At 37.1% G+C, this 22,118-nt stretch carries 21 protein-coding genes; 5 read left to right on the top strand and 16 right to left on the bottom strand.

Annotated elements, in window-relative coordinates; genetic code table 11:
* Positions 1-184: 184 nt before the first annotated feature.
* Positions 185-1,291 carry a DNA topoisomerase IB gene (locus F3J23_RS04125; RefSeq protein ID WP_167024456.1) on the top strand — a complete coding sequence of 369 codons (1,107 nt, stop codon included), beginning with the start codon at positions 185-187 and terminating at the stop codon, positions 1,289-1,291.
* 164 nt (positions 1,292-1,455) lie between these two features.
* Here the strand turns inward: F3J23_RS04125 and F3J23_RS04120 are convergent, their stop codons facing one another.
* From F3J23_RS04120 to F3J23_RS04060, 13 genes are all read right to left on the bottom strand, one after another.
* Entirely contained in the window at positions 1,456-2,343 is an 888-nt protein-coding gene (locus F3J23_RS04120) for a helix-turn-helix domain-containing protein (protein WP_167024453.1), read from the bottom strand.
* Positions 2,344-2,494: 151 nt separating this feature from the next.
* Positions 2,495-4,741, bottom strand: a complete 2,247-nt coding sequence (locus tag F3J23_RS04115; protein ID WP_167024450.1) for a TonB-dependent receptor — start codon at positions 4,739-4,741, stop codon at positions 2,495-2,497.
* A gap of 116 nt (positions 4,742-4,857) precedes the next feature.
* On the bottom strand, positions 4,858-5,745 hold the full coding sequence (locus F3J23_RS04110; protein ID WP_167024447.1) for an urea transporter: 888 nt from the start codon (positions 5,743-5,745) through the stop codon (positions 4,858-4,860).
* Between the two features lie 178 nt (positions 5,746-5,923).
* On the bottom strand, positions 5,924-6,625 hold the full coding sequence (locus F3J23_RS04105; RefSeq protein WP_167024443.1) for a hypothetical protein: 702 nt from the start codon (positions 6,623-6,625) through the stop codon (positions 5,924-5,926).
* A 79-nt stretch (positions 6,626-6,704) separates the two neighbouring features.
* The gene (locus F3J23_RS04100) at positions 6,705-7,493 is read right to left on the bottom strand and encodes an urease accessory protein UreD (RefSeq protein ID WP_167024441.1); all 789 of its coding nucleotides are present in this window, start codon (positions 7,491-7,493) and stop codon (positions 6,705-6,707) included.
* Positions 7,494-8,132, bottom strand: coding sequence for an urease accessory protein UreG (gene ureG, locus F3J23_RS04095; protein ID WP_167024438.1), 639 nt, complete (start codon positions 8,130-8,132; stop codon positions 7,494-7,496).
* Between the two features lie 202 nt (positions 8,133-8,334).
* On the bottom strand, positions 8,335-9,024 hold the full coding sequence (locus tag F3J23_RS04090; protein WP_167024435.1) for an urease accessory protein UreF: 690 nt from the start codon (positions 9,022-9,024) through the stop codon (positions 8,335-8,337).
* Between the two features lies 1 nt (position 9,025).
* Complete coding sequence (ureE, locus tag F3J23_RS04085; RefSeq protein ID WP_167024432.1) at positions 9,026-9,535, bottom strand: urease accessory protein UreE; 510 nt, start codon at positions 9,533-9,535, stop codon at positions 9,026-9,028.
* Positions 9,525-10,172 carry a hypothetical protein gene (locus F3J23_RS04080; protein ID WP_167024429.1) on the bottom strand — a complete coding sequence of 216 codons (648 nt, stop codon included), beginning with the start codon at positions 10,170-10,172 and terminating at the stop codon, positions 9,525-9,527. Before F3J23_RS04080 ends, ureE begins: the two co-directional genes overlap by 11 nt.
* Positions 10,173-10,271: 99 nt before the next feature.
* Positions 10,272-11,993, bottom strand: coding sequence for an urease subunit alpha (ureC, locus tag F3J23_RS04075; RefSeq protein ID WP_167024426.1), 1,722 nt, complete (start codon positions 11,991-11,993; stop codon positions 10,272-10,274).
* A gap of 1 nt (position 11,994) precedes the next feature.
* Positions 11,995-12,363: an urease subunit beta gene (gene ureB / locus F3J23_RS04070; protein ID WP_047378418.1), complete on the bottom strand. Its 369-nt coding sequence runs from the start codon at positions 12,361-12,363 to the stop codon at positions 11,995-11,997.
* 13 nt (positions 12,364-12,376) lie between these two features.
* Positions 12,377-12,679, bottom strand: a complete 303-nt coding sequence (ureA, locus tag F3J23_RS04065; RefSeq protein ID WP_045499458.1) for an urease subunit gamma — start codon at positions 12,677-12,679, stop codon at positions 12,377-12,379.
* 155 nt (positions 12,680-12,834) lie between these two features.
* Positions 12,835-13,200 (bottom strand): hypothetical protein, encoded by a 366-nt coding sequence (locus F3J23_RS04060; RefSeq protein ID WP_167024423.1) that lies wholly within the window; start codon positions 13,198-13,200, stop codon positions 12,835-12,837.
* 403 nt (positions 13,201-13,603) lie between these two features.
* On the opposite strand from F3J23_RS04060, the gene pruA reads away from it, so the two are divergent.
* On the top strand, positions 13,604-15,229 hold the full coding sequence (gene pruA / locus F3J23_RS04055) for an L-glutamate gamma-semialdehyde dehydrogenase (protein WP_167024420.1): 1,626 nt from the start codon (positions 13,604-13,606) through the stop codon (positions 15,227-15,229).
* A 320-nt stretch (positions 15,230-15,549) separates the two neighbouring features.
* The gene (locus tag F3J23_RS04050) at positions 15,550-15,771 is read left to right on the top strand and encodes a cytochrome C551 (protein ID WP_167024417.1); all 222 of its coding nucleotides are present in this window, start codon (positions 15,550-15,552) and stop codon (positions 15,769-15,771) included.
* A 62-nt stretch (positions 15,772-15,833) separates the two neighbouring features.
* Here F3J23_RS04050 and F3J23_RS04045 read toward each other — a convergent pair whose 3' ends face one another.
* On the bottom strand, positions 15,834-17,327 hold the full coding sequence (locus F3J23_RS04045) for a serine hydrolase (RefSeq protein WP_167024414.1): 1,494 nt from the start codon (positions 17,325-17,327) through the stop codon (positions 15,834-15,836).
* A 160-nt stretch (positions 17,328-17,487) separates the two neighbouring features.
* On the opposite strand from F3J23_RS04045, the gene F3J23_RS04040 reads away from it, so the two are divergent.
* Positions 17,488-17,697 carry a hypothetical protein gene (locus tag F3J23_RS04040; RefSeq protein ID WP_167024411.1) on the top strand — a complete coding sequence of 70 codons (210 nt, stop codon included), beginning with the start codon at positions 17,488-17,490 and terminating at the stop codon, positions 17,695-17,697.
* A 391-nt stretch (positions 17,698-18,088) separates the two neighbouring features.
* On the opposite strand, the gene F3J23_RS04035 is transcribed toward F3J23_RS04040, so the two are convergent.
* Complete coding sequence (locus F3J23_RS04035; protein ID WP_167024408.1) at positions 18,089-19,714, bottom strand: AraC family transcriptional regulator; 1,626 nt, start codon at positions 19,712-19,714, stop codon at positions 18,089-18,091.
* 299 nt (positions 19,715-20,013) lie between these two features.
* Here F3J23_RS04035 and F3J23_RS04030 point away from each other — a divergent pair, with 299 nt between their 5' ends.
* Complete coding sequence (locus F3J23_RS04030) at positions 20,014-21,174, top strand: thioredoxin family protein (protein WP_167024405.1); 1,161 nt, start codon at positions 20,014-20,016, stop codon at positions 21,172-21,174.
* A gap of 68 nt (positions 21,175-21,242) precedes the next feature.
* On the opposite strand, the gene F3J23_RS04025 is transcribed toward F3J23_RS04030, so the two are convergent.
* A complete protein-coding gene (locus tag F3J23_RS04025) occupies positions 21,243-21,938 on the bottom strand; it encodes a hypothetical protein (protein WP_167024402.1) in 696 nt (231 codons plus the stop codon).
* Positions 21,939-22,118 lie beyond the last annotated feature (180 nt).

Below are 22,118 nucleotides of genomic sequence, written 5' to 3'. Positions count from 1 at the left end.
TATACTTATGAAAAAGTGGAGCTTTTACAGTATTACGATATTGAGTTTATTGACATTAACAAGTTGTGAGGCAATAGGAACAATTTTTAAGGCAGGAATGTGGTGGGGAATCTTCTTAGTCTGTGTAATAGTAGTGATTCTTTTACTGATTTTTTCGAAGGGTAAAAACTCTTAACCATGATTTATGGAGAAGAATACGGATTTAGAGATGATCTCCCACCTGAAGCCTTCAAGAATTGTTAAAATCATGAAGGACCCGGAAGCTTCTGCAAAGGCGGTACATCTTGTATATACCACCGATGCAGAAACCGCCGGAATAACCCGCAAGAAAACCGGAAAGAAATATTCTTATTATAAAGACGGGAAAAAGATCAGTAATAAAGAGGAAATTACAAGAATCAATAAACTGGTCATTCCACCAGCCTGGGAAAATGTATGGATCTGCGCGCTGGAAAACGGACATCTTCAGGCAACAGGATTTGATGTTAAAAAAAGGAAACAATATCGTTATCATCCTTTATGGAGTGCATTAAGAAATCATACCAAGTTCTACCGAATGCTTCAATTCGGGTATGCTTTGCCAAACATCCGGCTGCAGATAGAACAGGATCTTACCTTACGGAATTTCGAAAAACGAAAAATACTAGCCTTAATTGTAAGCCTTATGCAAAGAACCAATATCCGCATCGGAAATAATATCTATGAAAAGCTTTATGGTTCTTTTGGACTGACTACATTAAAGGATAAGCATGTGGAAGTAAAAGGCCAGAAGATCACTTTCTCATTTAAAGGCAAAAAAGGGATTATGCATCATGTAGACCTCAAAAGTAAAAGGCTTTCAAGACTGGTTCAAAAGTGTAAGGATATTCCGGGAAAAGAACTTTTTCAATATCTGGATGAAGAAGGAAACCGTCATTCTATAGATTCCGGAATGGTGAATGATTATATTAAAGAAATAAGCGGCGAGGATTTTACAGCTAAAGATTTCAGAACCTGGTCCGGAACCGTGAGTGCACTCATCGCTTTTAAGGAAATCGGATATGCAGAAAATAATACCGAATACAAAAAGAAAGTAAAAGAAGCACTGGATATTGTTGCGGAACATCTGGGAAATACCAATGCTGTTTGCAGAAAATATTATGTGCATCCTTTAGTGATCAACCTTTACGAAAACAATACGATCAGAAAATACCTCGATGAGCTTGAAGGAATTGAGGAAAATGACGGAAAGGCAGACCTCACGAAGGAAGAGAAGCTGGTGATTAAGATTTTGGAGAAGGAAAAACTGTAAAGTTTTTGGGTTGGAAGATGGAAGCTGGGAGATGGAAGTTATTGAAGTATGAAATATCAATTCTTGACTTTTTTATCTGAATTAAATTTTAGTACTTATCTATAATGACTTTCCTAACAATGTGGTCTCATAGCATCTCCAGCATCCTGCTTCCTGCTTCCAGCCTACCCGGTAATCCTGTTCTGCAAAAACTGACTCCTGTATTCCTTCGGAGTAATTCCTGCAATTTTTTTGAACAGCTGTGTGAAATGGGAAGCGGTATGAAAATTCAGTTCATAGGCTATTTCTGCAATATCTTTACTGGAATGAAGCAATGCTTTACTGTAATTGATATCAATCTCATTAATCCATTGTTTCGGAGATTTCTGGGTAACTCCTTTTACACATTTATTGAGGTAGCTTTCTGTTACGGAAAGTTTATCAGCATAAAAAGCTACCCTTTTTTCTGTCACATGATATTTAAATAAAAGATCCCGGAACTGAAGAGAAAGCTCCATGGGACGTGTTGCCGATTTATGATGGGTATCAGAATCTGTACTCAGCATTTTGATCAAAATAAGGTGAAGCATGGTTACCACCACGTCATTTATATTCAGATTATTCAGCCAAAGCTCCTGTTCCATAATTGGAAGAAGCTGTGTAATGGTTCCGTAAGTAAGACTGTCCAGGTTAAGAAAAGGAGTCATGAAAAAGATGCTGCTCTTATGTTTAGGCAGTTCCTGCTCAGAAAGTATATTATTTTCATAAGCAAGAAAGAATCCTTCTATGTTATCTGATAGCTCAACTGTTGCTGTGATTGTTCCTTGTTTGATGAAGATAACACCGCCTTTTTCAGCGTGATATTCTTTATTTTCAAGATACTGTTTAATATGTCCGTTGGTAACGAAAATAATAAAATTAAACGTCGTACGGTACGGGATCACCGGCATCAGAATTCCTTTAAGATAATTTTCTATCCGATACAGCTGTATATCAGCATTGTTAGCTAATATCTTATCCGTAATATTGGGCAGAAAAAGTTTTTTATACTGAAAATTGGATAATACTTCCATATCCGATGTAATGATTATTTAAAGTTATACAAAATTTATAAAGTAGAAGCCTGAGAATTTGAAAATTTGAGAATGAGTTAGTTTGAAAATGGCTTACTCTATGAGTCTTTCATCCCAACTCTAAGATTCTCAAATTCTCTCACTCTCCATTCTAAAACTTGTAGTACACTCCTACTCTTACTCCAAATGGGCTTCCCGGTGTATAAGTAAGGTCTGTAACAGGTTCTGCTTCTCCTTTTAACTGTGTTTCTGTAGCAAACTGCGCTTCATTCCATTTCACATTGAAAAGGTTGTTCACCTGTATATTTGCACCCCACGTCTGGCGGTTATAGGAAAGTACAAGGTCATTCACAAAATAAGCTTTTGTTCTGATGCTGTTGTCTTCTACAGCAGGCCTGGCTCCAAGATAACGGTATTGAACACCCAAAGAAAACCCGTGAAGAAAATCCCAGTTTACAGATCCTGTACTCGTTACTACAGGTGCCAGCGGAACGTAGTCCTGCCCTTTTTCTTCTTCGGTAAATCTGGCATGGGAATAGTTGATATCTGCATTCAAATAGAAGTTTTCCAATGGCTGGAAGCGGATTCCAAGATCTGCTCCGAAACGTCTTGATTTTCCTGAAGGTTCTACCACAGCATCGTCTCCTACATATACAAATTCCTGCTGAAGATCCATATACCAAACTGTTGGTGTAATAATTAATGATTTAAACGGATGCAATCTCACTCCGAAATCGGCACCAATAGAGTAAGGAAGTGTATTTTCATTCTGATTGGTAACCACAACCCTCATATCATTGGAATGGAATCCCATCCCTGTTTTCAGGAACCACATTACATTATCATTCTGAGCATAGGAGAAGTTTAGTTTTGGACTTACTCTTGTTGCTTCTTTTGATTGTCCTGAAGGTAATTGTTCAGGGTCCAGCAGATTGTGCATATTGAAAATAAAATGATCCACTCTTACGGCAGGGTTAATGGTCCACTTTCCTGTTTTCCAAACAATTCCTGAATAGGCGTGAAGATTGGTTTCTGTTCCCGTTACATCAGATAATCTGTCAAGCAGAAGATCTCTGTGATAAACGTGATTAAGCTGTAATGTATTGATATCATCATTTCTTAGTCCTATTCCGGATGTCCAGTTCAGAGAACTGTTGGGAAGGGAGAAAGTTTTTGTATATTTTATTTCGGTTCCGTAAATATTTCTTCCGTCAGTCTGCTGAATTTCATCACCATGATCCTTATCTTTTAAATAAAAAGTAAAATCTGAGTACAGGTTGAAATTATATTTTGAATAGAAAGCCATAGCATCAATTTGTTCTGAAGGAGAAATGGTATGCTTAAAATTCATCTGAAGGTTCGTTCTTGAAGTTTTCCCGCCTTCTGTAGGATCTATACTTCCCCATCTTCCAATGATTCCTTCGTCTACTGCACGTTCCGGAATTTGTCCTGAAGCATTCCATGAAGAACTGAAGGTAGAGAATTGGATGTTGAAATAATCTTTATCAGTCAGCCATTGGTTATATTTTCCAAAGATATTGACTCTGTTAAAATTCTGTTTTACATCAAATGGGCCATCTGTATAATTATATTCCGCAGCTATATAAGCATTTTTTCTGCCCAGATCATCATGAAGAATATTGAACATTCCCAACACTCTTTTTGAGTTAAAAGAACCTCCTTCTAGTTTTACCATACTGTTTTTTAATCCGTTGTAGGTTTGAAAATCAACATATCCTGCTGTATTAAAATCTCCGCGGTCCATGTAATATGCGCCTTTTCCGAAATCGATATTGTTTACCGTTTCAGGAATTACAAAGTGAAGGTCGGAATATCCTTGTCCATGGGCATGTGAAACTATATTTACCGGCATTCCGTCTACATTTACACTTACATCTGTACCATGATCGGCATCAAATCCTCTTAAAAAAAGTTGTTCGGCCTTTCCTCCTCCTGCATGTTGAGCAATAAATAATCCGGGAACTTTTCTCAATAGATCTTGTGCGGAATTCACCGGGAATTTATTCAGATCCACTTTTGTAATTGCCGATAAGAATGAACTGTGATTAATTGCTACTTCTGAAATCTGATAAGGCTTATGCTGTAAAAAAATAACTTTATTTTTATCATCATCATTTGTTACTACCCATTTTACCTCATCGTATCCCGGACGGCTGATCACCAAAGTATCGGGAAGTGATTTTACAGGAATGGAGAAGGTACCGTCTGTACCTGTATGAGTATGGCTATTTCCCTGATCGTATTTTACCAAGGCATCCGCAATGGGGAATTTATCATCTGCATCTTTTATTGACAGTTGCTTTTCTGTTTTCTGTGCCATCATTTTTCCACTAAAGGCCATTACGAGAAATGCCGCTGCTATTTTTGTTACTTTCATTTTTTATTTTTTAAATTTTAGAAGAAATTTTCCTCTCTGATTTTTAACGATAAAGATGAGGATAACAACTTCCTCACTTTAGTTTCTTCAGTTTTTTATTTTTAACTCTATATAATTTATCCTTTCACTTTAAGAAATATCTTTTGAATTAAAAGTGTAATCCAGGTACCTGCTACAAACGGGAAGGTGAACACTCCGCCTACTGCATCCAGACAATGATTATCAATCAGAAAATCATCAATCACGATAGTCAGCAGAACGGCAATAAGTACCCATAAACCGTCCGTCTTTTTTACTCCTGAAAACACAATGGCAGATAATACAGCATTAAAACCAAATAATCCCATATGAATCTCTTTGATGGGTTCACCATTTAGCTGGGATAATCCTGCTCCCAGAATTGATGCCACAAGTCCGTATAAAGCGGCAATTGGTGAGCTGATGAAAACGGCAATAAAGAAAATCATTCCCGAAAGTACTCCCCCCTGAAATATCACCTCTCCAAAACCGTTGGTACAGGTAAGAAAATCATCATATTTGGTAGGTACCACTTCACTGCTCAACATGGCAGACGGCGGAATATGTGTAAAATGATGTAATGCAAATACTACTACCCAGGTAATAATGATGAAAGGAAATGTAAATACCGGGATTTTTTTCTGAATAAAAAAATGTTGAATAACGGCTGCCAATGCTCCACCCAGGATAATAAGAATCCAGATTAATACCGTTGTTTCAAACAGGAAAGCCAATGCCACGCCTACAAGCGCTGCACTGAAGCCATATAACCCGGCGTTGATTTCAGCTTTATTATATTTAAGCTTCATGGCTGTAAAAGTTCCGGCAGCTGTTGAAATTAATACCGCTACTCCACACTGCCAGCTTCCCATAAAGATTCCTATTAAAAACAGAAGACCAGTCCATCTGTTTTCCTGAAGCATAATCTGCCCAATTCCTTTTAAAACATTATCAATAAAAGGGATTTTTTTGAAAAATTCGTCCATAGTTTTTTTGTATTAATAATTAGTAGTTGACAGGCGACATTTTAATTTTATATGTCAATAGCCAATTTTGTTTCGCAAGTGAATGGTGAAGTAAGAATCCTTAACCATCAGTAAAAAGAGGATAATTTTAAACACTTTCGCTATCAAACTCTCCGATCCTCTAACCTCACCACTCTGTTTACCAGCCCAAAAAGACCATTCCTACCCCACAAACGGTTACTACTGCTCCGCTTACCACTCCCATATATCTTTCCAGTTTTTCGGTATTGAATAATGTTGAGTAGCCGTAACGTCCCAGCAGAACCATTCCCAGCATCGTTAAAACAGTTGTTGCGGTGAATGAAGTCACCAAAACTGCAATTTCCGATACTGAATGTTTTACCCCGGAATAGAATAATAAAGGGATCAAAGGTTCACTGGGGCCCATTACAAAGATCATGAAAAGGACAAGCGGAGTTACTTTTATTCTTTTTTGAGGCATTACCACTTCACTGTGATTGTGTTCATACACATACACATCATCACCCATTACATCGAAATGCTTATGTGGCTTGTTTCTGATAGCCTGAACCAGGCCGTATACCAGGTACACGCCGCCAAAGATCAGCAATGCCCATCCAGAGAAATTTCCCCTGATATCCTGAAACCATGAGATTTTATTTAGCTGCCAGCCTAGAAATACACCGATAAAGCCTAAAATCAGGGAGCTCAATACATGTCCCAATCCACAAACAACAGTAAGTATTGCTGTTTTCATTCCGCTCCATCCCTTGGATTTTGAAATTACGATGAACGGCAGGTAATGATCCGGTCCTGAAGCTGTATGTATAAAACTTATTGAAATGGCACTCACAAGAAGCGCCCAAACTGTACTATCCATTTTTTATTTAATTTTTTTATCTATCCGGGAGCCTTGTCAAGGTTTTGAACCTTGACAAGGCTCCCGCAAGACCAGATTCTTACTCCAGCGACCAGAGTATTTCCTGAACATACAGGAAGAAGTTATACATCAGTTCTCCACCATGTCCCAGAGCTCTTACAACAAATCCGTTATCTTCCATAGCTGAAACTCCTACTTCCATTTCTGCACGGTGTTGTGCTGCTGCTTCAACAATCTCTTCAATCAGTCCGGTTTTATCTACATTTTCTTTTGTGCTGTAGAAGATCAGGGTTCCCTGGTGCGTATACTGTTCCAGATTTCCGATACTGCTGATAGGGATCATATCCGGCTGAATCAGAACATTGTCTTTTACAACCAGTTTATTATTGTGATAAATTTCCATCAGGTTTTGAAAACGTTTCAGCTTAAAAACTTCTCCGTAATGTTTTCTTCCGCAGGTAATGATCTCACTGATGATGATCTGGCTGTCTTTCCCGATGTGAATATTCGCTTTACTCTTAAAATTTGAATCTTCATGAGGAACTACAGGATGTGGAACGTACGCGAAAGAGGTTTCGTCCTGCATTGTTACATTCAGTTCCTGAACAGCCTTATCTTTCATATTGAAAAGTCTCTGATACGACTGTGACTGCAGCTGAAGAGAGGCTCCTTTCTCAAGAGCAACCTCCAACTGATAATGGTCTCCATCCAGAATCCCCGGCGAGGAGCTCATCACCATCTGATAGAGCTTATTGTCATTTTTTCTCTGCCCTACAGAAACTACTCTGAATGGCAGTGAGACATAAAGATCTTTCACATATGATTCTCCTCCCTTGAATCCTGCAATAATATTTAAACGACTATTCATTTATCTTACTAAGTTCGGTTCTTCGATTTCTTCAAGAAGTGCATATTTTTTAATCCACCCGATAACGCTGTCTAACCCGTGATCTGTTTTCAGATTAGTAAATACAAAAGGATTTCCATTTCTCATTCTTCTTGCATCTCTTTCCATTACTTCAAGACTTGCTCCTACGTGTGGTGCAAGGTCAATTTTGTTAATGATCAATAAGTCTGATCTTGTAATACCAGGTCCTCCTTTTCTCGGGATTTTCTCCCCTTCGGCCACATCAATAATGAAGATGGTAACGTCTGCAAGGTCCGGGCTGAAAGTTGCAGAAAGGTTATCCCCTCCACTTTCAATAAGAACCAGTTCAATTTCGGGAAAACGTGCAGCCAATTCATCTACTGCTTCAAGGTTCATACTGGCATCTTCACGGATTGCTGTGTGAGGACATCCTCCTGTTTCCACTCCAATGATTCTGTCATGAGGAAGAAGACTATTTTTAGCCATAAATTCAGCATCTTCTTTGGTATAGATATCATTGGTAATCACCCCAAGATCATAAATCCCGAACAATTTTCTGCTTAAACGTTCCAATAATGCTGTTTTTCCTGAACCTACGGGTCCTGCAACACCTACTTTTATGTATTTTCTATTTTCCATTTTTTTAAATTTTAATTGATTACATTTTTGCAAAAAGGCGAAAAGGCCAATCTGCAAACTCGCCACCTGCTCTTCATTTTTTAGCACAATGGACTTTTTATTAATTGAGGATAATTTTAAGGGATGTAAAAGGCATCTCACTCAGCAAAGGACAAATCATTCATTGCTGTATTTGCTATTCCGCCTTTTACCCTTTCGCTTTCTACGACATATAAAGTCTTGAATACAATCTCTCATGCTGCATACACCTGATGTCAAAAGCTGTATTACAAAGCCCTACCATATCTCTATCCAGCTCCATGGTTTCCCATATTGTTTTTTCCATTACAGGATATAATGAAAATAGGATATCCTGCCCATCAAGCTGTCCTAGCGGAACCAGTTTTACTGCATTGGTAATCATTCCTGCAACTGAAGTATAATAGAATCCTAAAAGGGCTTCATATAGAGGAATTTTCATCAGGTAAGCATACACTCCAAATACAATACAGTAGTGGGAATTCGCTTCACGGTTTCGAACCGCTTTTTCAAAAGCGTCCATAAAAGGAAAGCTTTCTCTTCTTTTAAAGATTTTTATTAATCTCAACCCTAATTTCTGACTTGCCTGACGGATTTCTCTTGGACATTTGATCGCATTACATTCATTATCAAGCTTTAGTAACAATTCTAAATCTTCCTTCTCTGCAGCTCTATATGCCAGTTTTACAAAAGCTCCGTCATTGAATTTAAGATTATACTGCAGCATATTCTGCACAAACTCCTTTGCCGTTTCTACATTATGTACTATTCTTTCCTGTACATATGTTTCTAGTCCGTTGGAATGGGTATAACCGCCGATGGGAAGTGTGGGATCTGCAAGATGAAGCAGTCCCGACAGAAAGTTTATATTCATATTATTCATCTTTTGGAGCGGCCATTTTTAAGATTTTGGTGAAAATTGTGGATCCCAGACTTCCATGTCCATGAGGTTCTACATTAGATTTAAGAAGGTTCAGCAGTTTTACGGATTGCTTTTCGGGTTTAAAGCCGCTTGCTTCCAGCCATCTGAACATAGGCATTTCAAATGGAAGCAATACTTTATCCTCCTGAATGAAAAGCGGAATATGTTTGTTCCCGATTTCATAGCACACGGTTCCCATTTCTAACAGAGAAGCTGGTGACATGACAATAGCTTCCGTTTCCAGCACATTGATAGCTATTATTTTTTCTGCGTCCTCAAAAAGAATATCTCCTTCACGTAAACGCTGCCCTTCTCTAAGGAATTTGATCGCAACATCCACTCCCTGTCTGGTTCTTTTACGCTGAATTCTTTTAGTGGTTTCAAACCATTCCAGATCAAGATAATCTATGGTTTTTTCCGTAGGACTTTCGGAGAGATTGCCTATGATTTGATTAATTATCATTTTTGGATTTTTTTCTGAAGTCAAAGTTTTTGGAAATACCTACCCCAAATGTTGAACCGCTGATTCCTGCCACATAGCTTTTGGTCCAGCCTTCTTCTTTCGTTTTGGTTTGAAGCATTGAAAGTTCTGCAAATTTGAATTTCAAAGCCCATCCACCACCTAGTAATATCCCTATCAAAGGGTACGCACGCAAACGGAACCCGTTAAAGTTTTGCATACCATCCGCTGCTGCAGCCATCTGCTGTCCCCAAACATAGTGAGCATCTACCTGCCCGATCAGTACAAAATATTTCCCAAGCATTAATGAAGGGCTGTACCAGATCCCTGCTTCATTCTGTTTGTAGACTACATTATGATTCACTGAGTTTTGTGAATATGCATAATTTACCCCGATAAGGTCATTATTATTGATAAAATAGCCTACTCCAAGCGGCGCGCTGGAAACTGTACTGCTGCTGGTAGACGGTGTAGTTACTTTAGAATAGTCTAATGAGCCGTAAACCATGAATTGCCCTTTGGGCCCGTCCTCATCACTTTTAAGCCTGTGTCCTCCTAAAAACTGTGCGCTTACATTTCCTGAAAGTACTGACATGCCAGCAAGAGCAAGAGAAAAAACTGTTTTATTAAAGTATTTCATTTTAAACTTAGTTCTATAATTATTTTTTACATTCTATTGGATAAATCTTTTAGGTAAACCTTATAGGTTTTAAAGACCTATAAGGTTTTGAGATATATCTTAGAACAAGTAATACAACTGTGTTAAAGGAAGTTTTTCTGCCGGTTCACAAGTGATGTATTCACCATCTACCGTTACTTTATAGTTTTCAGGATTCACTTCAATTAAAGGAGTCTTGTCATTATGAATAAGGTCTTTCTTGGAAATGTTTCTACAGTTTTTCACTGGAAGAATCATTTTCTCCAATTTGTAAGAAGCAATAGTTCCGTTATCAATAGAGATCTGAGAAACGAAATTCGCGCAAGTCCCAAACTTAGCTTTTCCGTGAGCTCCAAACATATTTCTGTAGATAATTGGCTGTGGTGTTGGAATAGAAGCATTAGGATCTCCCATTTTAGCGGCAATTACAAATCCTCCCTTTACAATCATTTCAGGCTTTACTCCGAATAACGCAGGTTTCCAGATCACTAAATCTGCTAATTTCCCTTCTTCAATAGATCCTACATATTCTGAAATACCGTGTGCAATAGCCGGGTTAATTGTATACTTCGCCACATATCTTTTAGCACGGTAGTTATCATTTCCGCTGTCTTTATCTTCAGTCAGATCACCTCTCTGCTCCTTCATTTTGCTTGCTGTCTGCCACGTTCTTGTGATCACTTCCCCCGGTCTTCCCATCGCCTGAGAATCCGAGCTCATGATACTGAAAACGCCCATATCGTGGAGAATATCTTCTGCTGCAATGGTTTCAGGACGGATACGCGAATCTGCGAATGCCACATCTTCAGGAATGTTCTTGCTCAGGTGGTGGCAAACCATCAGCATATCCAAGTGCTCATCAATTGTATTGATTGTGTAGGGACGTGTAGGGTTGGTTGAAGCCGGCAATACGTTTGGATACATTGCTGCTTTGATGATGTCCGGCGCATGACCTCCGCCAGCTCCTTCGGTGTGGAATGTGTGAATAACTCTTCCGTTAATCGCTCTCATGGTATCTTCCAGAAATCCTCCTTCATTCAGCGTATCGGTGTGGATGGCTACCTGAACATCATATTTATCTGCAACTTTCAATGCTGCATCAATGGTTGCAGGTGTTGCTCCCCAGTCTTCGTGGATCTTTACTCCTAAAGCTCCTGCTTCTACCTGTTCTTCAATCGGTTCTTCTGCAGAACAATTTCCTTTTCCGAAGAAACCAAGGTTCATCGGATATTCTTCTGCTGCTTCAAGCATTTTCTGCATGTTGAATCTTCCCGGAGTAACCGTTGTAGCGTTGGTTCCGTCATTAGGTCCCGTTCCTCCGCCAATCATTGTTGTAATTCCGCTGTATAAAGATGTTTCGATCTGTTGCGGACAGATATAGTGAATGTGAGTATCAATACCTCCGGCAGTTACAATATACCCTTTTCCTCCATGAACTTCCGTGGAAGCCCCTATAATCATGTTCGGTGTTACCCCGTCCATTGTATCCGGGTTACCGGCCTTTCCGATTCCAACGATCTTTCCGTCTTTAATTCCGATATCTCCTTTTACAATTCCCCAATGGTCTATGATTACTGCACCTGTAATACAAAGGTCAAGAACGCCTTCATCCCTTTTGGCGGTTACATTCTGCCCCATACCGTCTCGTACGGTTTTTCCACCTCCGAAAACAGCTTCGTCTCCGTAATGGGTGAAATCTTTCTCGATTTCAATAATAATTTCAGTATCTCCCAGTCTGATTTTGTCTCCGGCTGTAGGACCTAATATATTGGCGTATTGTTTTCTGTCTACGTTTAAGCTCATCTTAATGATTTTTAAAGTTTAACTCTTCAACTTTTGCAAGGCTTGCTTTTTTCTGCTCTTCGGAATCTACCTGTCCGTCAACAAGGTTATTAAAGCCCATTGCTTTTTTGGTTCCTCCTATTTCTACCAGTTCTACTTCTTTTTCTTCCCCCGGTTCGAAGCGTACGGCAGTACTTGCTACAATATTCAGTCTCTTTCCGAAAGCTTTTTCACGGTCAAAACTCATGGCTTTATTGACTTCAAAAAAATGGAAGTGTGAACCTACCTGAATAGGACGGTCTCCTGTATTGGTTACTTTGATCTTTACAGTTTCTCTGCCTTCATTGCAGATAATTGTACCTTCTTTTACAAAAATTTCTCCTGGTATCATGATAAAATAGGTATTAACGGATTGGATTATGTACGGTTACCAGCTTGGTTCCATCAGGGAATGTAGCTTCAATCTGAACATCGTGGATCATTTCTGCCACGCCGGGCATCACGTCATCTTTAGTTAAAAGATTAGCGCCTTCCTGCATCAGTTCAGCTACTTTTTTTCCATCTCTTGCTCCTTCAAGCAAGAAGTGACTGATCAATGCAATAGATTCTGGATAGTTTAATTTAAGGCCTCTTGCCTTTCTTTTTAGAGCTAGCTCGCCTGCCAGAAATAGCATAAGCTTCTCCGTTTCTCTCGGTGTTAAGTGCATAGTATTTTTATTTAGAATTGGACAAACAGTATCCGGTTCACCTTTCTGTAAAGGCAAATAGAAGTGTTCAAAGAATTAAAATGTAGGAATAATACCCATGGATCTGCATTGATAAATACAAACCAAAAAGGATCATTAAATTTTAAAATAAAGGATTAGCAGCCCGCTATCTGCAGGGAATGATACAGAATGTATCTTGGTGCCGCAATGTAAATACGGTTTTGAATAGCAGCAACCTGTATGTTATAAGAATAACCTGCAAAGAAATAGCTCAGCCACTGCTGTGCAAGTATTGAATAATCAAATTTTACTTTCTCCCAGTCATTAGAATCCTGAGCATCCTGAACATCTGAAAAGCTGTACATTTCAGCCTGAGTCTGCTGATCGGATTTTTGCTGAAGAAGGTGAATCTTTGATAAGAGATCAGAATATGATTGAGTTTTCCCTTTATGTGCAACAAGACCTGCACATAAAGCTGAGAAAAATAATACAAAAGAGAAAAATAAGACTCTTTTTTTCATATCTGATTAATAATGATGTAAAATTAGAACAATCTTAAAATACAGGCTATCAAAAAAATTATTTAAAATGTTCAAAATCGCAACAAATACAATTTTATATAATTTTAACATTTAATCCTAAATCCTTTATTTACAAGACTTAATAACACTTTATGAACTATGACAAATATTTTATTGTCCGTATTCCTATAATTATAAAAGTTTGATTGATTTTTTTCTCCTATTTAAAATATTGGATAAATACATTAAAAATATTTAATATTCAATATTAAAAAACACAGTATAATACAATGATTGCAAAAGAATAAAGTTTATTTCATAAAAACAGATGGTATTTTTTCTTTCCTTATAATTATCGTAAATTTGTATACAACTTACTTTAATAAAAATAATAAAACGTAATATGTCAAAAGCAATTTCGCAAGTACCATTAGCGGTAAATGAACCGGTAAATTCTTATGAACCGGGATCTCTGGAAGTTAAAAGCCTTATCGACACTTATAAAAAAATGTGGGCAGAAAAGGTAGAAATCCCAATGATCATCAACGGAAAAGAGGTAAAAACTGATACTAAAGTACAGCTTCAGTCTCCACAGGATCATGCTCATGACTTCGGATTCTACTACCAGGGTGGTATGCAGCATGTGGATGACGCTATCAACGCGGCATTGGCAGCTAAACAAGAATGGAATGAACTAGGCTGGGAACAACGTGCAGCAATTTTCTTAAAGGCAGCTGATCTTTTGGCTGGCCCTTACAGAGATGTAATCAACGCTGCAACAATGATCGGGCAGTCTAAAAACGTACACCAGGCTGAAATTGATTCTGCTTGTGAGTTTATCGACTTCTTAAGGTTCAATGTAGAGTTCATGACAGAAATGTATGCTGAGCAGCCAGTTTCTGATAACGGAATCTGGAACCGTGTTGAATACAGACCATTAGAAGGGTTCTGCTTTGCGGTTACTCCGTTCAACTTTACAGCGATCTCAGGAAACCTTCCTACGTGTATGGCTATGCTAGGAAACGTAGTGGTTTGGAAACCTTCTGACAAGCAGGTATATTCTGCTAAAGTAATCATGGATGTATTAATTGAAGCGGGTCTTCCTGCAGGGGTTATCAACATGATCTTTACTGATGGAAAAGAAACTGCTGAAAAAGTACTGGCACATCGTGATTTTGCAGGTCTTCACTTCACAGGTTCTACAAAGGTATTCCAGGGAATGTGGAAAATGATCGGCGATAATATCCATAACTACAGAACATATCCAAGAATTGTTGGAGAAACAGGTGGTAAAGATTTTGTAATTGCTCATCCATCTGCTAACGTAGAAGCTGTAGCTACTGCTTTGGTAAGAGGAGCTTTCGAATATCAAGGACAGAAATGTTCTGCTGCTTCAAGAGCCTACGTTCCTAAATCTCTTTGGGCTGATGTGAAAAAAGTAATGGAAAATCAGATGAGCACCATCAAAATTGGTTCTCCTGAAGATACTTCCAACTTCGTAAACGCTGTAATCGACAAAAATTCTTTCGAAAAATGTAAAGGATATATCGACAGAGCGAATGCTTCCGGTGAAGCTACTGTAGCCATTGGTGGAAAGTATGACGATTCTAAAGGATGGTTCGTACATCCAACTGTAATTGAAACTACAAACCCTCACTATGAAAGTATGGTAGAAGAAATTTTCGGCCCAATCTTATCAATCTACGTATATGAAGATCAGGACTGGAAAGAAACTCTTAAGCTTGTAGATTCTACTTCTCCTTATTCATTAACAGGTTCTGTATTCTCTCAAGATCGTTATGCAATCGCTGAAGCTTATAAAGCTTTAGAAAATGCGTCAGGTAACTTCTACATCAACGATAAACCAACGGGTGCTGTAGTAGGACAACAGCCTTTCGGTGGTGGTAGAGCTTCTGGAACAAATGATAAAGCTGGTTCTAAAATGAATCTTCTGAGATGGGTTTCCGTAAGAAGCGTAAAAGAAACATTTGTTTCTCCAAAAAATTATAAATATCCATACCTGGGATAATCATAAAGAATAAGTAATGGGCAATAAGCAATGCTTGCCTGTTCTTTCAATACAACAGCCTCGAAATTTCGGTTTCGGGGCTTTTTCGTGGAATTAAAGGCGACATTCAAAGTTTAAAGTTTAAGATTCAAGGTTTAACGTTTAAGGTTATTGTTAGTCAGAAAAGTTTTTTTTATGCGCGCAATACTCTAATACTCTCATACTCTCCCCTCCCTATCCCTAACACCTTTTAACAAACTTTACCGATTTTTTACAACTTTATATACCCTTTTAGGAATAATTGTTGATTTTTTATACCCACACCCCCAAAATAAAAAAGTATGAAAAAGTTATTGCTAACAGCTATCGGAATAGGAATATTTGCAGTGAGCTGTGGAACCAAAGAATCGACAATGTCTACAAGTAGCCGTGATTCGACAGCGGTAGAAAGTGCACGAAAAACCGCATCGTCTACAACAACCGATACCATGACTACAAAAACGACTCATCCTGACAGTATCAAGATCAAAAAAGATTCTATGACAATGTCTCCTGCCAAATAGTATTTTAATATACGTTTAATTTAAAATGGAAAATCTGCAGATGAAAGCGCTGCAGATTTTTTTTATTGTGTTTTCTTAAATGTTGTACCACCTTGCATGTCCATAATAACTGCATTTACATTTCCTTTATCATCAAGGGTAAAATTAAAGTCAAAATCGGGATTCATTTGTTGTGCTACTTCTTCAGTCAGTTTTGATGAAAACAAATCATATTGACGATGTACCAATATAAATTTGAATGTAGGGAAAGTAATGTACAGATTATTTCTTTCTTTTGAAATAGTAAAAGTACCATATCCCTGGTTCGAATATGTTCCACAGTAATCATTTAAATCATGAGTCGGCTTCTTCTTTTCATTAATGGAAGTATTTATATTTTTTTCAGGTTTCAGGATATCATTCACCCCCTTTTCATATGTATAAGGTGTATTGTTATCAAGTCCCAGCATACGGATAGCTATCATATTACCAATTGTTCCTGCAATATCTGAGTTATGCTGATTACTCAATACAACAATACCTAATCTTTCTGCCGGGAATAATGAAATGAAAGAACTAAAACCGGAAACTCCTCCTGCATGCCATACTTTATAATGTCCTTTGAAAATTTGTGTAAACCAACCATATCCATGGCCGAGCAAAAAGTTTTTCTGGTCAGGATTAACCGGTGCTGCTCCATCAATAATAGTCTGGGTGCTCATTGCATTTTTTACATATTCTTTTGAAATAAGGGTTCGATTTTCAAAGCTCCCATTGTTTAGCCAAAGTCTGACCCAAGTGCCCATATCTGCTGCCGAGCTATTAATAGCAGCTCCGGGTTTGTCATTATCTGGCTTCTGAAAAAGTACCTTTTCAATAGTCTGCTGATATAATCCATAAGGGTAGGAAAAGTCTTTTTGCTTTACCATTTCATCAATTGATGTATTACTGTTATTCATTTTAAGAGGAATGAATATTTTCTCTCTGATAAGATCATCCCAACTTTTACCATTGATTTGTTCAGCAATTGTTCCTAATGTAAGGTATCCAAAATTGCTGTATTTCCAGCTATTTTTAGGCTCTCCATTTTCTTTTAGGAAAGGAAGTCTTTTCATCAGATCAATTCTTTTAGCCGCAGGGAAGAAAATATATGTTCCATCTATACTTCCCAGCCCGCTTCTGTGTTCCAATAAATCTTCAATCCTAATTAAATTATTCATTCTGTCTGTAGCAAAAGTCAGATTAGGAATATACTTAGAGGGTTTATCCTGAACAGATAATTTTTTCTCATCTTCTAACATACCTATTAAAGCGGAAGTGAATGATTTAGTATTACTGCCAATCCCAAAAAGCGTATTGGAAGTTACAGGAAGTTTATTTTCAAAATCTCTGTATCCATATCCTTTAGAATATATTATTTTATCATCCCTGACAATTGTAACAGCTATCCCTACCGCCTTATAATCCTTTATAATTTTATTGATTTCTTGATCAAGCCCTTTTAAATTTTCTTTTGATTCCTGGCTCAGTAGTAACCCGAATAACAAGAAGCTCAATAAACAAATTGCTTTTTTCATATTTTTATATTTTACTGTAATATTTGGTAATGGTATAATAAGTAGAAATATATTTTCATTTATTACATCAATAAACATTTTTTTTAGAATATCTAATCCGTTATAAATAAAAATATTAATAATTTGCTATATTTGATACTAATAAATGCCAAAAAATATTATGAAAAAATTATGGATAGGAGCAGTTCTTGGACTTCTTTTCCTTGGAAGCTGTGCTCAGAATAAAGAGAAAAGAGAGGAATTCAAGGAAGCTCATAATAAAGATTCTTTACTCAATAAAATGGGAGACTCGGCGGTTGCTAATTCTGAACAGGCACCTGCAGCTCCCGATACTTCAAAAGTAAAACCAGGCACTACAAAAAGTAAATAAAATCACAAATCCACAGACGTTCTGTGGATTTGCACTTAAAAAAACTTGACTGAAAAAAAACCGGGCAATCAACCCCGATTATATGATAGAATTTGTATTCATTATGATCAGAATACTTCTTTGACAGATAAAAATTGGAACCGTGCTATTCCACTATCATGAAATATCACGTGTTCCATATCTAAATTTTCATGGCTTGGTTTATAGCTTAAAATCGGGTTTATTTCAGAAAATAATATTCCTTCAAAATAAATGAGACAGACTATTACTGACAGCAGTCATTTCTCTTTAAAACTGGCGCAAAGATAGGATAGCAAAGAGTTTTCGTAAAACAATAGGTTATCCATTTTCATGAAAATGACAAGACAGAATTAAAAAAAGCAATATTTTCTTAATCATTTTCCCGAAAATGGATATTTTTATCTGACTGATTTTCAGCATCAATATATTTAATATATGCTGAAGGGGAATAGTCTGTGACCGCTTTAAAGACAGCTGCAAATTTACTGTGTGAAGAGAATCCGCATTCATCAGCAAGAATACTGATTTTATACTGTCTGTACTTCTCATCATTGATCAGTTTGTCTACAATATAGTTGATCCGTAGACGATTGATATACGTTTTGAAGTCAGCACTTTTATGCTGATTGATCACGTAAGAAAGATACTTTGTATTGGTATTCAGTTCACCTGCCAGAAAGGAAAGAGACATCCCTTTATTGTTATAAAGATTTCCTTTTTCAAACTCTTCGAGAAGTTCAAGCAGTTTTGATTCTGTTTCAGAGGTCATCAGGGAATCATTTCTTCTTTTGTCTGCTTCGGAATCTTTTTCATCAATTTCCTCAACGGATATATTTGAAAATTCTGAATTATTTGGATGTTTTAACGAAGAACCGCGGCTGCTGATCAGGCTCAGCTGCGTTCTTATAATACTTCTCAGTCTTGAACGTTGTTTTTTCTGTTTTGCCTTGAAAAATATAAGCAACCCTACCAGTGAAACAAACAGTATAACAATGGCAGCATTTTTGGCAACATTCATTCGCCCGTTTTTTTTATTGATCTTACCTGCTGAAATTTCAGGACCTTTTATTCCAAATCCCTGATTACGTGCGGCAATACTGTCATAGGTACGAACATATTTTACAGCATATAAAGAAGCTTTGAAGGTATCTCCCATACCTTCGTAATAATCGTTAATATTTGAATAAACCGCTTTTTTAAGTTTAAGGCTTCTTGATGTATCAGCTATTCTTTCTGCTTTTTTAAGATAAAATTCAGCATCTTTCCAGTTCTTCTGCTTCACACGGATTCCTCCAAGACCATTATACACTAAGCCCAGCGTACAGCTACCTTGTTTGAGTAACCCTTCCGCTTTTCTATAATAATTTTCAGAAGCGGAATAATCATTCAATTTAAAATAAACATCTCCCAATACCTGATAAGAGGCAGCCTCGGTTCTATCTTCATTTTTACTGCTGATCTTTTCAAAATATTTCAGAGAAAATTCTACATACTGTACGGCTTTAGAATAATTTCCAAGTTCCATTTCATAGAATGCCATTTCCTGGTTCAGCAATCCTGCCGCCTCATTGCTTTTTTGAAAATCCGGGATTTGTACTGAAGCCTCGAGGCCTTTTATTATATATTTTTTTGCTCTTTCAAAAAGCCCGACCTGTCTGTACTGTCTGGCCAGTAATCTGCTGACCTGGGCCATCCATTCCGGATCATTGATCTGGTTAACTACAGAATGTGCATTTTCACTAAAACATATTGCTTTTTTGAGTTCTCCTGCGTGATGATAAAGTTCAGAAGAAAGAACCAAACATTTTACTTTATCAACAGGTTTTTGGGCAGTCATATAAAGAGAATCTGCCGTTTTAATCGCTTTTGGAAGGTCTTTATAGGCAGTAATGCCTGAGGTCTTTTCACAGACCTGATCAAAGGTATTTTTTTTCTGACCGAATATGGGGACTGCTGTTGCCAGCAAAAACAAAAATTTCAGGAGATCTTTAGACATACGAAAACAAATTATTACTTTTATTTTATAATAATTCATCATTATTTTCACGGGTGTCTTTTTGTTTTTTACAAAACTAGTGATATTTTATTTTTTATTAAAATATTCTGTTGAAATTTAATCATTTAACCAAAATACCTATTTACATTAATTTTAATAATAAGACTAAAACAATAAACGATTTTCTTTTATCTAAAGCTATATCTGTAATACCCCTAAGATTCCTTAATAATTATTTTCAATATGAACGGCCCAAATGTCAGCATATTTATTACATTTGTACGGAATAAAAAGTTCTTATGAAAAAAATAGCAATACTTTCTTCTCTATTTATAGGCGCACTGGCATGGGCGCAAGGGATTAAATTTGAAGACGGCAATTTTGCCTCTATCCTTGCCAAAGCAAAAAAAGAAAACAAACTTATTTTTGTAGATGCATATGCATCCTGGTGTGGGCCTTGTAAACTGATGGTTAAAAATATTTTCCCGCTTCAGACTGTAGGAGATTATTATAACTCGCACTTCATTAATGCCAAAATTGATATGGAAAAAGGAGAAGGAATTGAACTGGCAAAAAAATATAATGTTAAAGCATTTCCTACTTATTTATTTATTGACGGAAGCGGGGAAGCTGTACACAGAACTTTAGGATATGTTGAAGAAAACGACTTCATTCAGTTTGCTAAAGATGCTGAAGATCCCAATAAAAGACTTACTTCTTTGAAACAGCAGTTTGAAAAAGGAGAGAAAAATCCTGAATTCTTAAAGAATCTTGCCGGGCTTACTATGTATAACGACGCTGAATTTGCAGGGAAAGTTCTGAACCGTTATTTTGAACAAAAAACAAGTCTTGATCAGGAAGATGTTCAGATGCTTCTTTCCGGAACTCAAAGTACAGACAGCCCTTTGTACAAAATATTTCAGGATAAGAAAGCGGATATTATCAAATTTTTCCCTGAAGATAAATATATAAAGTTTGATAAAAATATAAAGCTTAATACGGTAGCTAAAAAAGCTTACAACGCTGATACAAAAACGTGGAACGACAGCTATTTCATGGCTGAGACCCAAAAATTCCTTACGAAAGAGGAAGCAGAGAAGGTCTTAAAAAGAATGAAAGCCAACAGAGCTTTGAAAAACAAGAATATCCCTGAGTATGAAAAACTAATCCTCGATCTTTACAAGGACTACTCTACAGCAAGCTCTGAGGAACTGAATTCACTGGCCTGGAATTTCTATGAAAATGTAAGCAATAAAGCTTCTTTGGAAAAAGCGATTGCATGGGCACAGGAATCTGTAAAAAAAGATCAGAACTTTGCCAATACAGATACTTTAGCGAATCTTTACAATAAGATTGGAGATAAAAAAAATGCAAAAATGTGGGCTGAAAAGTCTATTGAGCTTGCAAAAAGTTCAGGACAGGATTCGTCTGACACTGAAAAATTACTGAAAAGCCTTTAAACTTGTAGAGCATAAAACAAAAAAATCCGTAGAACATTCTACGGATTTTTTGTTCTTTTGTTTATATTCTAATTATTATATACTAAAACCTGCATCTTGGTAAGCATGGCTTCCATATCCCCATTGTATCCCGCATAGGCCGACGGAATAAAATTTACCGTTGCACTTCCACTCCAGGCACTGTATTGAACTTTAAAAGTATAAGTTCCTGCCGTAAGAATTACTGATTTCAAAAATGTAACAGGAACAGGCATACTTTGTAAAGTAGCTCCTCCCGGAAAGTTTCCTGCTTTAGAAGTAAAGGCTGATGAAATTTTCACGCCATCTTGTAAAAGGGCAAAAACACCCTGACTGGAATTTCCGTCTGTTAATGTTCCATATCCTAAAATAGTAAATAGGAAAGTTTGGGTTCTTCCTGCAGGCACCGTTAAAGTAATAGTAACCCCGGGAACATCAATGGTCTGCCCCTGAGTAGCTGTTGAAGCCGTTGTCCCCTGCACATAATAGGCATTATTGATCGTTCCGGATATCGTATTCAAAGTCTGCCATGAAGGAGCAGCCCCAGCTCCTCCTGATGTTAAAATTTGCCCGGAAGTGCCAGCTAATCCTGCTGTATTGGCATTTCCGCCTACGTTTAATTCATTAACAACCTGTAATGAGCCATTGATATGAAACGTTCTTTGAGGTGTTGGCGTATTTATACCAACCTGAGCATTTAGGAGTATTGATCCTAATGCAAATAAGGTAGAAAATGTGTTTTTCATCTGGTAATAAATTTTATTTTATTTTCATAACAAATATACATAGTTATTAAACCAAAACAGCAAATAAATCCTATAAAAGTGAAAAATAAATAAAAATAAACAATTATCAATCAGATAATAACATTAACAATTAAAAAAAAGCTGCAGAAAATTATCTGCAGCTTTTGTATATTAAATATT

This window comes from Chryseobacterium sp. Tr-659 (assembly GCF_011752975.1).
GTDB lineage: Bacteria > Bacteroidota > Bacteroidia > Flavobacteriales > Weeksellaceae > Chryseobacterium.
This window is presented reverse-complemented; position numbering and strand designations above follow the sequence as displayed.

Bases quoted from the DNA above. Each gene is read 5' to 3' on its own strand.
- F3J23_RS04125 (WP_167024456.1), top strand. From the start codon at position 185: ATGGAGAAGAATACGGATTTAGAGATGATCTCCCACCTGAAGCCTTCA.
- F3J23_RS04120 (WP_167024453.1), bottom strand. From the start codon at position 2,343: ATGGAAGTATTATCCAATTTTCAGTATAAAAAACTTTTTCTGCCCAAT.
- F3J23_RS04115 (WP_167024450.1), bottom strand. From the start codon at position 4,741: ATGAAAGTAACAAAAATAGCAGCGGCATTTCTCGTAATGGCCTTTAGT.
- F3J23_RS04110 (WP_167024447.1), bottom strand. From the start codon at position 5,745: ATGGACGAATTTTTCAAAAAAATCCCTTTTATTGATAATGTTTTAAAA.
- F3J23_RS04105 (WP_167024443.1), bottom strand. From the start codon at position 6,625: ATGGATAGTACAGTTTGGGCGCTTCTTGTGAGTGCCATTTCAATAAGT.
- F3J23_RS04100 (WP_167024441.1), bottom strand. From the start codon at position 7,493: ATGAATAGTCGTTTAAATATTATTGCAGGATTCAAGGGAGGAGAATCA.
- ureG (WP_167024438.1), bottom strand. From the start codon at position 8,132: ATGGAAAATAGAAAATACATAAAAGTAGGTGTTGCAGGACCCGTAGGT.
- F3J23_RS04090 (WP_167024435.1), bottom strand. From the start codon at position 9,024: ATGAATATAAACTTTCTGTCGGGACTGCTTCATCTTGCAGATCCCACA.
- ureE (WP_167024432.1), bottom strand. From the start codon at position 9,535: ATGATAATTAATCAAATCATAGGCAATCTCTCCGAAAGTCCTACGGAA.
- F3J23_RS04080 (WP_167024429.1), bottom strand. From the start codon at position 10,172: ATGAAATACTTTAATAAAACAGTTTTTTCTCTTGCTCTTGCTGGCATG.
- ureC (WP_167024426.1), bottom strand. From the start codon at position 11,993: ATGAGCTTAAACGTAGACAGAAAACAATACGCCAATATATTAGGTCCT.
- ureB (WP_047378418.1), bottom strand. From the start codon at position 12,363: ATGATACCAGGAGAAATTTTTGTAAAAGAAGGTACAATTATCTGCAAT.
- ureA (WP_045499458.1), bottom strand. From the start codon at position 12,679: ATGCACTTAACACCGAGAGAAACGGAGAAGCTTATGCTATTTCTGGCA.
- F3J23_RS04060 (WP_167024423.1), bottom strand. From the start codon at position 13,200: ATGAAAAAAAGAGTCTTATTTTTCTCTTTTGTATTATTTTTCTCAGCT.
- pruA (WP_167024420.1), top strand. From the start codon at position 13,604: ATGTCAAAAGCAATTTCGCAAGTACCATTAGCGGTAAATGAACCGGTA.
- F3J23_RS04050 (WP_167024417.1), top strand. From the start codon at position 15,550: ATGAAAAAGTTATTGCTAACAGCTATCGGAATAGGAATATTTGCAGTG.
- F3J23_RS04045 (WP_167024414.1), bottom strand. From the start codon at position 17,327: ATGAAAAAAGCAATTTGTTTATTGAGCTTCTTGTTATTCGGGTTACTA.
- F3J23_RS04040 (WP_167024411.1), top strand. From the start codon at position 17,488: ATGAAAAAATTATGGATAGGAGCAGTTCTTGGACTTCTTTTCCTTGGA.
- F3J23_RS04035 (WP_167024408.1), bottom strand. From the start codon at position 19,714: ATGTCTAAAGATCTCCTGAAATTTTTGTTTTTGCTGGCAACAGCAGTC.
- F3J23_RS04030 (WP_167024405.1), top strand. From the start codon at position 20,014: ATGAAAAAAATAGCAATACTTTCTTCTCTATTTATAGGCGCACTGGCA.
- F3J23_RS04025 (WP_167024402.1), bottom strand. From the start codon at position 21,938: ATGAAAAACACATTTTCTACCTTATTTGCATTAGGATCAATACTCCTA.